General features: G+C 70.5%; 12 protein-coding genes. 9 read left to right on the top strand and 3 right to left on the bottom strand.

Annotation, left to right across the window (positions count from 1 at the left end; all coding sequences use genetic code 11):
• Window positions 1–47: 47 nt before the first annotated feature.
• Window positions 48–1,565, bottom strand: a complete 1,518-nt coding sequence (locus AC3CF1_RS06855) for an aldehyde dehydrogenase family protein (protein ID WP_488449856.1) — start codon at window positions 1,563–1,565, stop codon at window positions 48–50.
• Complete coding sequence (locus AC3CF1_RS06860) at window positions 1,562–2,773, bottom strand: fumarylacetoacetate hydrolase family protein (protein WP_488449857.1); 1,212 nt, start codon at window positions 2,771–2,773, stop codon at window positions 1,562–1,564. Before AC3CF1_RS06860 ends, AC3CF1_RS06855 begins: the two co-directional genes overlap by 4 nt.
• Window positions 2,774–3,002: 229 nt before the next feature.
• On the opposite strand from AC3CF1_RS06860, the gene AC3CF1_RS06865 reads away from it, so the two are divergent.
• From AC3CF1_RS06865 to AC3CF1_RS06895, 7 genes are all read left to right on the top strand, one after another.
• The gene (locus AC3CF1_RS06865) at window positions 3,003–3,812 is read left to right on the top strand and encodes an IclR family transcriptional regulator (RefSeq protein ID WP_210926687.1); all 810 of its coding nucleotides are present in this window, start codon (window positions 3,003–3,005) and stop codon (window positions 3,810–3,812) included.
• 47 nt (window positions 3,813–3,859) lie between these two features.
• Complete coding sequence (locus AC3CF1_RS06870) at window positions 3,860–4,804, top strand: acyltransferase domain-containing protein (RefSeq protein ID WP_488449858.1); 945 nt, start codon at window positions 3,860–3,862, stop codon at window positions 4,802–4,804.
• Window positions 4,805–4,897: 93 nt separating this feature from the next.
• Entirely contained in the window at window positions 4,898–6,439 is a 1,542-nt protein-coding gene (locus AC3CF1_RS06875; protein WP_488449859.1) for a phenylacetate--CoA ligase family protein, read from the top strand.
• Window positions 6,436–6,882, top strand: coding sequence for a DUF4188 domain-containing protein (locus AC3CF1_RS06880; RefSeq protein WP_488449860.1), 447 nt, complete (start codon window positions 6,436–6,438; stop codon window positions 6,880–6,882). The genes AC3CF1_RS06875 and AC3CF1_RS06880 overlap by 4 nt, the downstream gene beginning before the upstream one ends.
• The gene (locus AC3CF1_RS06885) at window positions 6,879–7,964 is read left to right on the top strand and encodes a hypothetical protein (protein ID WP_488449861.1); all 1,086 of its coding nucleotides are present in this window, start codon (window positions 6,879–6,881) and stop codon (window positions 7,962–7,964) included. The genes AC3CF1_RS06880 and AC3CF1_RS06885 overlap by 4 nt, the downstream gene beginning before the upstream one ends.
• Window positions 7,961–8,854 (top strand): hypothetical protein, encoded by an 894-nt coding sequence (locus AC3CF1_RS06890; protein ID WP_488449862.1) that lies wholly within the window; start codon window positions 7,961–7,963, stop codon window positions 8,852–8,854. Before AC3CF1_RS06885 ends, AC3CF1_RS06890 begins: the two co-directional genes overlap by 4 nt.
• A 97-nt stretch (window positions 8,855–8,951) precedes the next feature.
• A complete protein-coding gene (locus tag AC3CF1_RS06895; protein ID WP_488449863.1) occupies window positions 8,952–9,956 on the top strand; it encodes a DUF3800 domain-containing protein in 1,005 nt (334 codons plus the stop codon).
• A 27-nt stretch (window positions 9,957–9,983) separates the two neighbouring features.
• Here AC3CF1_RS06895 and AC3CF1_RS06900 read toward each other — a convergent pair whose 3' ends face one another.
• Window positions 9,984–10,418 (bottom strand): VOC family protein, encoded by a 435-nt coding sequence (locus AC3CF1_RS06900; protein ID WP_088948899.1) that lies wholly within the window; start codon window positions 10,416–10,418, stop codon window positions 9,984–9,986.
• 992 nt (window positions 10,419–11,410) lie between these two features.
• Here AC3CF1_RS06900 and AC3CF1_RS06905 point away from each other — a divergent pair.
• Window positions 11,411–11,692, top strand: coding sequence for a hypothetical protein (locus tag AC3CF1_RS06905; RefSeq protein WP_328373581.1), 282 nt, complete (start codon window positions 11,411–11,413; stop codon window positions 11,690–11,692).
• 83 nt (window positions 11,693–11,775) lie between these two features.
• Complete coding sequence (locus AC3CF1_RS06910; RefSeq protein ID WP_355160124.1) at window positions 11,776–13,014, top strand: MFS transporter; 1,239 nt, start codon at window positions 11,776–11,778, stop codon at window positions 13,012–13,014.
• Window positions 13,015–13,098 lie beyond the last annotated feature (84 nt).

Below are 13,098 nucleotides of genomic sequence, written 5' to 3' on the forward strand. Positions count from 1 at the left end.
GGTGACATCGGGACCAGGGGCACGTGCGGGAGCGACCGACGGCGCGGCTACTCCCCCTTCGGTTCCAATTTCCCGTCGACTCGGCGCGGAATGGCGGTGTACGCGTCCCGAAGCTCGTCGGGGAGGATCCACTCCGGGGCGTCCTGCCACGCCAGCGGACGGAGGAACCGTCGGATCGACGTGGCGCCCACCGAGGTGTGCACGGCGTTGGTCGACGGCCAGGGCCCGCCGTGGTGCTGAGCCCACGACACGCGGACACCGGTGGGATAGCCGTCGAAGACGATCCGACCCGAGCGGGCGGCGAGCACGTCGACCAGCCCGCGCACGGCATCTGCGTCATCGCCGTGTCCACGATGGACGGAACCGGTCAGTGACGGCGGGACGGTCGCCAGCACGGCGTCGAGTTCGGCGACGTCGCGATACCGGACCACGACCATGAGCGGTCCGAAGCACTCGCCGGCGATCTCGGCGGTGAGTCCCGGCAGGTCGACCTCCAGCAGGGTCGGCGCGACGGTGAAGCCCTCGCCGGTCTCGACCTGGGGCCGGGCCGAGACACGCGCACCGGCCTGCTCGAAAGCCGTCGCGCCGCTCTCATAGGCGTCCCGGATGCGCTCGTTCAACAGGACCGTGCCGCCCGCCGAGGCGACCCTCCCCCGCAGCCTGTCGACCAGGTGCTCACCGCCCGGATCCGCCGGGATGAACGCCAGACCAGGCTTGGTGCACAGCTGACCACCCGAGGCCGTGAAGGAGGCGAACAGCCCTTCGGCGATCGCGTCTGCCCGGTCGGCGGCCGCGCCGGGCAGGACGACGATCGGGTTGACGCTGCTCAGCTCGGCGTAGAGGGGAATCGGGTCGGGTCGTTCGTCGATGGCCGCCTGGATGGCCCGGGCGGCGCCGACGGAGCCCGTCAACGCGACCGCGCGGATCGCGGGGTGGCGCACCAGCGACCGGCCGGACTGCTCCCCGTACACGGTGGTGATCACGCCGTCGGGCCCGCCCAGGTCGCGAATGGCCGACCCGATCGCGTCGGCGGAGGCGTGCGACGTCAGCGGGTGCGACGGGTGGGCCTTCAGGACCGTGGGACAACCCGCGGCGAGCGCGGAGGCGGTGTCGCCTCCGGCGACCGAGAAGGCGAAGGGGAAGTTGCTGGCTCCGAAGACGGCGACCGGCCCGAGGGGCACGAGCATCCGCCGCAGGTCGGGGCCGGGCCCGATGGGGGTGTCGGCGGCGTGGTCGATGGCCGCCTCGACGTACCCGCCGTCGCGCAGGACGTCGCCGAACATCCGGAACTGGAGAGCCGACCGGGTGAGTTCCGTTTCGAGCCGCGCCTGACTCAAGCCGGTCTCCGCCTCCGCGACGGCGACCAGGTCCGCGCGACGGGACTCCAGGGACTCGGCGATGCGGTCCAGCATCTCCGCCCTGCCGATTCTGCCCAGGCCGGAGAGCCACTGCGCGGCACGGGACGCCTGGCCGGCGACAACCTCCAGCCGAGACTCGTCCGTCTCGTTGAGATCGGTCGCGCGACGCCGACCGTCACGCGGATCGACAGTGTTGACCACGTTCACAGCAGCCCTCTCCTCCCCAGATTGCCCATCAGATCGCGGACGCCGAAGTGCCAGGGCTCGCACTCCTCCGCGTGCCACACCCGGTTGACCAGGGTGCCGAGTGCCGGACAGCTGATCCGTACGACGTCGTCGACCTTGTGGGTGAAGCCCTCGCCGGCGCCGTCCCGGTCCTGAATGGGCGCGAACATCGTGCCCAGCATCAGGGCGGCACCGTCGGGATAGCTGTGGTGCGGGCCGATCAACTGCCGCACGAGGTCCTCCGGGTCCCGCGACATCCGGGTCATCTCGGACACCGCCTCCAGGAGGAAACCGTCCAACCCGCGGACCTCCAGGCTGACCTCGAGTTCGCGGACCCGATCCATGCCGAACCGGTCGTCGAAGAGCCGGATCAGGGGGCCGAGGGCACACGAGGCGTTGTTGTCCTTCGCCAGCGGAAGCAACAGCGCCGACCGGCCCTCCACATCCCGCAGGTTCACGTCGTTGCCGAGGGTGGCGCCGACGATCCGGCCACTGGACTGGACGATGAGCGTGACCTCGGGCTCCGGGTTGTTCCAGGTCGACGCGGCCAGCACGCCGACCGGAACGGCGGTGCCGACGGCGGACAGGATCTGACCCTTGGTGAAGATCTCGGCGTCCGGGCCGATCCCCACCTCCAGGTACTGACTCCACATGCCCTCGGCCACCAGCAGACCCTTGAGCCGCTCCGCCTCCGCCGAGCCCGGAGCCAGGCTGTGCAGGTCGACACCGACGTCGGCGAGCATTCGGCGTCGGATGTCCCCCGCGAGCGCCAGGTCTCCCCGGGCCCGTTCCTCGATGACGCGTTCGATCATCGAGACGGGAAAGGTCACGCCGGCGGCCTTGAGCACCTGAAGGTCGACCGGGGCGAGCAGCCAGGGCCGCGTACGGTCGCGGGTCTCGGCCTCGGTGTTGGTCAGTATCTCCCCGAGGTCGCCCACCCGCGGCCCGTCGAGCCCGGCCACCGTCGCGGCGGGGTCGGGAAGCTCGCAGATGTCCCGGACGGTCGGGAACCGCCGGCTGATGTCGAAGACCTCGCCGTTTCGGACGGTCACGGGCGAGGGTCCGTGGACGGACGGGTCCCAGATCCGGCCGACGAGGACGCTGTCGTCGGCGTCGTCCGGCAGCGCCTCGACGGCGGTACCGGCCCAGCCCGCGCCCGGGGTCGTGCGCCGGGGCCGTGGCACCGTCATGAGCCGCTCCCCAGGTCGAAGAAGGATTGCTCGCCCCGGGGCGGATGTCACAGACGGCGTCCTGGTACATCCGGAGTGGATACGAGTCAGCGTCAGGCGTATGAAATTGCAACGATCGTAGCGCCATGTGCAACGCTGTCAAGCGCTGGTTGCGCATAGCATTACCCTCATTGCGTATTATGCAATCGCAGTGGCGGTGATGCTCCGCCGCGCGGAGGGAGACAGGGCCTTGGCGCAATCGATTCGCCGTGCGATCGACCTCGTCCGTCGGTCGGCGGAGCACCCGCTGTCGCTCACGGAGGCGGCGGACGTGCTCGGCGTCCACAAGTCCACGGCCCTGCGCATCCTCCAGACACTGGAGTCCGCGCGCTTCGTGCGCCGGACCGGCGCGGGCACCTATGTGCTCGGCAGTGGCGTGATCGAGCTGTCCGAGCTCGCGCTCGGCTCGATGGACCTGCGCCAGTTCGCCGCCGCACACCTGCGTGCGTTGCAACGCCAGACCAGCCACACCGTGCACCTGGCGCAACTGACCGGTGACGAGATCATCTACATCGACAAGGTGGACAGCCCGGCGTTCGACGCCGTCAAGCTGCCGTCCCGGGTGGGCCGCGCGGTGTCGATCTACGCGAGCGCCGTCGGCAAGACGATCCTGGCCTACCTACCTCAGGATGAGCGCGACCGCCTCCTGTCCCCCGTCGTCTTCGAGCGGTTCACCGACACCACCTTCGCCGACCCCGAGTCGCTCGCGACCGAGTTGGCCCGCATCCGGGAGCAGGGCTGGGCCACGGACAACGGCGAACACGACGCGTACGTGATGTGTGTCGCCGCACCGGTCAGGGATTCACGAGGGCAGGTCATCGCCGCCGCCTCGATGACGGCGATCGAGGTCATCGCGAGCCTCGACCAGTTGAAGAGCGCCCTTCCACTCCTGCTGAGGACCGCGGACCAGATCTCGTCCGAACTGGGCTACACACCTCCGTCACCCGCGAGCACTGACGGCTCGGTCGACGACGACCGCCTGACGAACACAACCAGCTGACGAAAGAGGGCACGAGGGCGGCCCCGGCGACCGTTAGAATCGCCGCCGTGGATCTGGACGAAACCGCCGCCCGACTCGGGGTGCCCGTCGAGGACGTCGAACGCGTGCACCAACTCGCCGGTGACCGGCCGTCGGCACCGCTGCCCGACAAGGCCGACGCGCGCGCGATCCTCGGCCGGCTCACGGTGCGACCGGATGACACCACTGAGATCATGGCCGGCTGGCCCGACCCCGACTCACCACACTGGACCCCGGAGCTGCGCTGGCTGCTCGACCGGTCGATCGCCCTGGTCCGCGCCGACCTCGGCGGCTACGGCTGGCTGTCGCCGGGGCCGGAGTTGCCGCGCGAGCGGGGCCCGGCGTGGCGGCATCTCTACGTGTACGCGTACCTGGCCCTGGTCGACGTCGTCACGGCGTACCACCGCGATCACGGCATCGCCGACGCCGTGTCCTGGGTGACCCTGGCGGACCTGGGCCGCAACCTCGCTGTCGATCGGCGGATGCGCGGCGAGGGCTGGCCGGTGATGCAGAGCTGGCTGACCCTGCACGCGCGCGGTGGCCTGTACGAGCTGGGGCGGTTGCAGCACCAGCGCGGTGGCAGCGCCATCGACCTGCACATCCCCGAGTCGGGACCGCTGACCCCGGAGGCGGTCGCGGCGTCGCTCGACGAGGCCCGCGCGTTCTTCCCCCGCCACTTTCCCGACGAGCACTACACGGCTTTCGCCTGCGGCTCCTGGCTGCTCGACCCGCAGCTGCGGGAATACCTGCCCGAGGACTCCAACATCGTCCGGTTCCAGCGGAGGTTCGAGCTGGAGCCCTACGACGAGCAGGAGGGGCCCGACGCCGACGTGGAGGTGCTGCGGTTCGGGTTCCGTAGCCTCACCACGCCGCTCGACGAGCTGCCACGCGGCAGCGTGCTCCAGCGCGCGATCGTCGATCACCTGAAGGCCGGCCGGCACTGGCAGTGGCGCCGCGGCCGCTTCCCGATCTAGTCGCGCCCTCTGACGACGAATCCACAAGGTACTCAACGACGCCTGAGTACCCGCCGTCAGGCGCCTGCCCCAGCGGCTCGATAGCGTTGCCGCGTGGTCACTTTCCTGCGCCGGTGGACGCTGCGATCCTCGAGCTTCGCTCTGACCTGGCTCTACACGCTCTACCGGATCCATCCGGCGGTGTGGCGGCTCACGGCACGTCAGTACCGCCCGTACATGGGTCACTTCGCCCGGCTGCACGCCTGGATGACGTGCCAGTTCGCCGCGATCGACGTCCCCGCGTACGGCGACTTCCTGCGCCGTGGCAACTGGCGGTTCCGGTGGTTCGACCTGTCCTCGTACCCTCCCACGGACAAGCGGTCGTACGTGCAGGCGTACTCGGAGGCACAGCGTTGCCGGCACGGTGAGATCGAGATCGCCGGCAGCGTGGTCGACGAGTCGTCGGGCTCGTCCGGGCAACCGTTCAACTGGATCCGCAGCCGCCGTGAGCTGCGATCGGTGCACAAGAACCTGGCCGGCTACGCGACCATGGTGTTCCCTTCGAAGCGACGGTTCGTCATCAACGCATACTCGATGGGCGCATGGGCCACCGGCACCAACACCGGCATCGCCATGTCCACCATCGCGATGGTGAAGAACACCGGGCCCGACCTCCAGAAGATCGCGGACACCCTGCGCTACTTCGGGCCCGACTTCGACTACATCGTGACCGCGTACCCGCCGTTCCTCAAGCACCTGCGCGACAAGCTCGACGCCGAGGACTTCCCGTGGGCCGACTACCGCATCAGCGGTCTCGTCGGCGGCGAGGGGATGACCGAGGCGCTGCGCGACTACCTCCAGGAACGTTTCCTGAAGGTGCGCTCCGGCTACGGGGCCAGCGACCTCACCATCGGCATCGCCGGGGAGAGCGACTTCAGCGTCTGGGTGCGTCGACGACTGCGGACCGACGCCGCACTGCGGGCCACCCTGCTCGGCGCCGACGAGCACCGGCTGCCGATGATCTTCCAGTACAACCCGCTGGAGACCTACCTGGAGACCACTGCGGACAACGAGGTGCTCTGCACCATCAACTCGACGGCGGTGCTCAATCCCCGGGTCCGCTACAACGTCGGCGACGAGGGCCGGCTGATCTCGTACCCCGATGTCGTGGCCGCGATCACCGACCCCGCCGCGCGGGCCGCCGCGGACCGCGCCTGGCAGGTCGACCGGATGCGGCTGCCACTGCTGTTCCTGTACGGCCGCAAGGACAGCACGATCTCCTACATGGGCGCCAACATCTACCCGCAGGACGTCGAGTACGGCCTCTACACCGGTAACCCCCAGGCGCACCTGCTGCAGAGTTTCTGCCTCCAGGTGGTCGAGCAGGCCGACCTGGAGAGTCGACCGGTGGTCAACCTGCAACTTCGCGACGGCGTGTCCCTCGGCCCCGACGAGCGACGAGCCCTCGTCCACACCTGCCGTGCGGGGGTGCTGCGTCACCTCGCCGAGGTCAGTCGGGACTTCGCCGAGTCCCTCGCCGAGGACCCGTCCGCAGCCGACCTGCGGGTGGAGATCCACGAGTACGGCACCGGCCCGTTCGCCGGCGCCGGCTCCACGATCAAGAACGTCTACCTGGTGAGGGGCGTGCCGGCGTGAGGACCACCGACTTCTCCGCGACTCCCCCGGTGGGCCAGGCGACCGCCATGTTCGTCGGGGCCACCCGCTATCGGGGGCCGCGCTCGATCTTCACCCTCACCCGGACCTGGTTCCGGATGGTCCGGCAGATGAGACGGATGAAGGGGTACCGCTGGCACACCGTGTATTACCAGTTTCCCTTCACGCTCGGCACCATCGCCTTCTTCAGCGACCGCGACGCACTGCTGACGTTCGCCCGCAGCCGCCACCACCGCGACCTCATGTGCTGGGTGACCGATCACGGCACCACGAACGCGACCGGTGGCTACATCCGCCTGTACAACGCCGAGCCCGAGGGCTACAGCAACGGCATCTGGCGCGCCGAGTCGGACGGCATGGCGCACATACCGACCTTCACCCCGCTCTCCACCGAGACGGCCGGCCCACCGGTGCACCGCGGATGAGACTGGATCCGGTGCGGTCCCGGGCCGACCTGCGGGCGTTCGTCGACTTCCCGCTGCGGCTGCACCCGAGCGACCGGTACGTACCCCTGCTGTCGTCGGTCATCGCGGCCCATCGCCGCACCGCCGACCTGTTCCTGGTCCGCGACCGCCACGGTGTGGTCGTGGGGCGCACCAGCATGCACCGCAGTGCCGCCTTCGACGCCAAGGTGGGCCCCCGACAGCTGTTCGGGCACACCGAGTTCGTCGAGGACGACGACGTCTTCGCCGCCATCATGGACGCGGTCGAGACCCGGGCCGACGGTCGGCCACTGTTCGGGCCGGTGGCACTGCTGCCCAACCAGACCGGCGGGGTGATCACCTCCGGCTTCGCCGACCGCGGCTTCGTGGACTCCGCATGGAACCCCGCCTACTACCCGCACATGTACGAACGGCACGGCTTCCACCGTCGCTTCGAAGCCGACACCTGGGTGGTCGACCTCCACGGCACGGCCGCCGCGGACCAGGACCACGGTTTCGTCTTCGACGACGCCCGGATCCCCGCCGAACAGCTCGTCGTCCGGCACGGCTCCCGGTGGCGTCTACGCGGCCAACTGCCGATCCTGCGGCGAATGCTCAACGCGAGCTTCGCGCAACTCGGCTACTACACCGACATCTCCGCCGAGCAGTTGGCGGAGCAGACCGACGGTCTCGCGTTCCTGCTGGACGAGGCCCTGCTCCTCTGGCTGGAGAAGGCCGGCAGGCCGGTCGCGTTCGTCGTCACCGTGCCGGACATCTCCGAATACCTCATGCGCGTCGGTGGCCGGCTCGGTATACCCAACCAGCTCCGGCTGCTCGCCACCCGCCGCCGCTACCGCAGCGACGCCGTCCTCATCATCAAGGGCACCGTGCCTGACGAGCAGGGCAAGGGGTACCTCACGCTGCTGTCCCGGGAGCTGCACCGCAACCTCGCCAGCTTCGGCTACCGCACGCTGCGCAGCACCTTCGTCGAACGGACGAACATCGCCTCGGCCGCCCAGTACCGACGGGCAGGCGGCCGGCCACTGCACGGGTACACCTTCTACGAGAAGGCGGCGGTCGCGTGAGCTGGGTCGAGCGGTTGCGAGCCAACGAGGCGATCTGCCGCCGGGCGCCGAGCGCGCACAACACGCAGCCCTGGCGACCGGAGTACCACCCGGACGAGATCACCATCGGCGTCGATCCTGCCCGCAGCCTGCCCGACTCCGACCCGACGGGGCGGGACCTGGCCCTCGGCATCGGCGCGTTCGTCGAGACGTGCCTCATCGTCTCCGCCGAGCTCGGTCTCACCGTCACCGCGGCCCCCGGCCCTCGACTGGTCCCCGCGGCGGACCGCTACGCGACTCCCTTCACCATCGCCGACGTCGAGTCCCGCCGGGTCGCCCGTGGCCCGTACGCGCCCGGGTGCGTCGACGCCGCCGTCATCGCCGAACTCGGCCCCGGCATCGCGCACGTTCCGGCCCGGGATCTCGTGTCGGACCTGCTGGTCGCCGACCGGTGGCTCTTCGGCACGCCGGCCGTCGCGGTCGAGCTACGTGACTGGCTGCGGCTGAGCCCGACCCACCCTCGCTACCACCTCGACGGACTCACCGACCGGGCGCTCGCCCTTTCCTTTTTCGAGGCACGGTTCCTGTCCGCCGCGCTTCGCGCGTACCCGGTCACCCGCCGGCTGGGCCTCCCGGCGCTGCTGGCCGCCAGCGGCCGCGGTCTGTTGCGCTACGACGGCAGCGTCCTGGTGCTGCTCGCCGACGACGGCGACCGTATCGCCGCAGGCCGGCGCCTGCTGCGTACGTGGTTGACGCTCGCCCGGCACGGCCTGGCGGTGCATCCACTCAGCCAACTCGTCGACTGCCCGGCGACCGCCAGCCGGCTGGCCGAGCGGGTGGGCGGCGAACCGCTCGCGGTGTTCCGCGTCGGCCGGCCCCTCGCCGAGCCGGTCCGCTCGGCGCGACAATAGCGCCCCTCCCGCCCCGGTCACCTCGCCTGCCGTACACAATCGGGTTGTCCGGTGCGGGCGCAGGCGTGACCATGGTCGGCATGGCGGGAGCTCGCGGGTGAGATCGCCACTTCAGGGAGGGATGCCGCTGCGGGACGCGGTGGTGGGCGCCGTCGTGGAGATCGCCTGTGACGAGTCGGGATTCTCGGGCACCAACCTGCTGCACTCGACCGCTCCGGTGATCACGCACGCGAGTGTCGACCTGATGGTCGACGAGGCCGTTGCGCTCATCACCGAGCTGCGGTCGGGGTTCCGGTTCTCACCACACGAGCTCAAGTCCGGGCGGTTCCTGCGCGGCTCGGGTGCCGACGAAGCCCTGGAGTGGTTCCTGACCGCGCTGACCGGTCGCGCGCACGTCCACCTGATCGACAAGGAGTTCTTCCTCGTCACCCGGATCGTCGACTTCCTGCTGGCCGAGCCGTCGTACGCGGCCGGCACCCGGCTGGCCCTCGACCAGCGGCCGACCGCTCTCGCCCTCTACACGGCCAGACACTCGGCCGGCAGCGACTGGGGTGCCTTCCTGGCGGCGTTCGTCGACCTCGTCCGGATGAAGCGGCGGGTGCCGGTGCGGCAGTCGGTACAGCGGTTCTTCCAGGCCCGGGACGCGCTGCTGCACCACAGGCTCGGCTCGGCGGCCGACGCCGTCCTCGACGGGCTCGACCCGGGCCATGTGCGGGCCGTGGTGGCCCGGCTCGACGACGACCGGTCGGTGCCCCCACCACTGGAACCGCTGCTGCCGGCGCTGGCGGAAACGGTCCTGTCCTGGAGCGGCGGCCAGCGGCAGGTGCTGGTGACCCACGACGAGCAGAGTGCCCTGACGGCTGATCGACTGACCCGCCTCCAGCGGATGATGGCCGGCGGTGGCGCACCGTCGGCGGCAGCCGACACGACCTGGGCTCTGCCGGACGGAGTGTCACCCCTGGCTGGGCTCGTCATGGTCGACTCCCGTGACGATCCGCGCGTCCAGGTTGCGGACCTCCTAGCGGGGGTGGCACGGCGCAGGCCCGGGATCATCGGCGACGCTCTCCATCAGCCGCCGCCACCGCGCGATCCCGTGGTGTGACGCCTGACCGACGCGTCCCCGGCGCTCTCAGTCGAGACAGAACTCGTTGCCCTCGACGTCCTGCATGACGAGGCACGACTCGTTCTCGCCGTCGGCCCGCAGCAGTTGCACACGTGCCGCGCCGAGGGGGATCAGTCGCGCGCATTCCGCCTCCAGTGCGGCCAGGCGCTCCTCACCCACAAGCCCGGTGCCGACCCGCACGTCGAGGTGCACCCGGTTCTTGACGACCTTGCCTTCGGGAACGCGCTGGAAGAACAGTCGGGGGCCCACACCCGAGGGGTCGACGCACGCGAACGCGGCACCCTGACGCTCGGGCGGCAGCGTGCGATCGACCTCCTCCCACGAGGCGAACCCCTCCGGCGGGGGCGGTACGACGTAGCCCAGCACCTCGCACCAGAAACGAGCGACGCGCTCAGGTTCCGCGCAGTCGAAGGTGATCTGGACCTGCCTTACCGTCGCCATCGGTCCACCATAGAGGGTGTGTCGTCATCCGTGGACGGGCCTCTGACCAGGTGCGGCGCGACGGAAGGTGTAGCCCGCGTTTTCCGGGGGCAAGCAACGCAGATGGACCGCACGACAGGGAGCGAGGAGCGACCGCTCGGCCAACGGTGCCGGACCGGTGACTCGGACCGGGCACGGCTGGCGACACGGCTCTCCACGGCCCCTGTGCGATGCGCCTGAGGCACAGCCTGCCCGCGGTCGCGCTCGGGGCGGTGGCACTGGGCGCGGCTCTCGGCGCTGACCCCGCTCGCGCCGAGTCGACGTCGCCACTGCCACTGCCGGTGCCAGTGCCAGTGCCGACCGGTCCCCACCCCGCGACGGCCGCCACTTCACCGAATCTCATCGGGGCGTTGTTGCCCGACGTGGTCGAGTCGCCGCTGTCCACCCCCCTGCCGCTGCCGTCAGCCATCCCCCTGCCTTCGACGTCGGCCAGGCTTCCCGCCGCCATACCGACCCGGCGGCCAGGCGTGCCGTCGTCGTCCTCGCCGCCCACCGCCCCCGTCCCGTCCGCCTCGGCTTCCCGGGCTGCCTCGCCACCGTCGCCGTCGGCACCGCCAGCACCGTCGACCTCCGGGACGGCGACGGTGTCCCGGGGCAACCCCCACGGCAGCGTCGAACGCCGCGCGCGGGATCGGGCCCGGACGGCGGGCCACACGCAGGTGTCGATGATCGCGGTCCCCGCGCCGACGCCGCGCCCACCAGCTCGCCCCGAGCCGGGGCTGCCCGCGTTCGTGCTGGCTGTCGCGTCCGCACCCACCGGCGTCGGCGCCAGCGGTGTCGATTTGCCGACGTCGACAGCTGAACATCCGCCACCCGTCTCGCCGCTGTCCCGGGGGCTCACTGTCGCGGCCGTCGACATGCGCGCCACCAGCCGGCCCGTGGAGCGAGGCCCTCCGCCGCCGCGGCAACCCCTGATCAGTCAGCCGTGTCCACGACGTTGATCAGGAGAGATCATGGAAATAGCCGTTGTCTGGATCCCCGCCGACATCGAACCGTCGGAGCCCGCCGTCGCGATGTGTCTCGCACACCTTCGTCGACACGACTACCGGTTGAAGGGAATCGTCCGGGCACCCTGGGAGACCGTCGAGCAGCAGATGATCGACGGTGAAGTGGATGTGGTCGTGATCGCCGACCCCGCCCACCTTCCGCCGGACCGGTCACCCCGGATCGAGGTAGCCACCCCGGCGTCGACGGCTCACGAGGACCGATCGGCTTTCGACCCGCAACTTGGCTGAACCGACCAAGCGCCCCGTCCACAACGGACGGGGCGCTAAGTCGTGGTGCTCCCGGCGCACGCGCCCCTATAGTGAGTTCCATTATGAGACTTACTGCCTTCTGGCGCTGGTGGGGCGCCAGCACGACCAGTCACCTCGGTTCGGCGATCGGTGGGGTCGCCCTGCCGCTCACCGCGCTGACCGTGCTGGACGCCTCGGCCCTCGAAATGGGTCTGATCACGGCGGCCGGCTACCTCGCGTACCTGCTGATCAGCCTGCCGGCGGGGGTGATCGTGCAGCGCGTGCCGCTGCGCGGCACGCAGGTCGCCCTGGACCTGATCCGGGCCCTCGCCATCGCGTCCGTGCCCCTGGCCTGGTGGTTCGACGCCCTGACGGTGGCCCAACTGATCGCGGTCGCCCTGGTCGTGAGCTTCGCCAACGTGCTGTTCGACGTGGCGAACCAGACCTTCCTGCCGGAGATCGTGCCGGCCGCGCAGTTGCAGGCGCGCAACAGCCTCAACTCCGGCACCTATGCCGCCACCCAGCTCGGCGGGCCGTCCCTGGGCGGGCTCGCGGTGCAGCTGCTGGGCGCGGTGCCGACGCTGTTCGTGGACGCCGTCAGCTACCTGATCTCCGCCGTGCTGCTGCGCACCCTTCCGGCCCGACGCCTGCTGCGCCCGGCCGAGCGGCCACCGATGGTCACGATGATCCGCGAAGGCTGGCACTTCGTGCTCCGACACCCGATCATCGGACCCTCCATGTGGGACGCCACAGCGACGAACTTCGTCTGCGGCGGGATGCTCGCGCTCTTCCCGTACTACCTGGTACGCGAGCTGCACGCGTCGCCACTCATGGTCGGGCTGCTGCTCGCCGCCGACGGACTCGGCACACTCGTCGGCGCCGCGCTGACAACCCGGTTCACCGACCGGGTCGGTACCGCACGCGGCCTGGTCATCGCGGCCGTCATCGGGGTGGCCGGGGCGCTCGTCATTCCGCTGGGCAGCGGCACCGCCGCCTATCTCGCCTTCGCCGTCGGGAACCTCGTCTTCGCCGGCTCCTCGGTGGTGCTCAGCGTGACCACCCGCACCTACCGGATGCTCGCCAGCCCGCCGGACCTCCTGTCGCGGGTGATCGCCACGGTCAAGTTCGTCTCCTGGGGCGCCATCCCGCTCGGCAGCCTGCTTGCCGGCCTCCTGGCCGGGCCACTCGGCGCGCGTACCACCCTGTTGATCTTCGGTGCCCTCACCGTGCTGTCGCCCATCATCTACCTGTCGACCCCGATCCGCCGGATGCGCGACCTGCCGCTCGACGCCGCCGCGGAACCCGTCGAAGCCCGGGTGTGAACCGCGCGACAGAGCGGTGGACCGGCGGGCACCGCCGCCGGCCTTCCACCCGGCAAAATTGATCCCCTCGTTTGTCGATCGGCG

The sequence above is a fragment of the Micromonospora sp. MGP-C2 genome, from assembly GCF_057766525.1.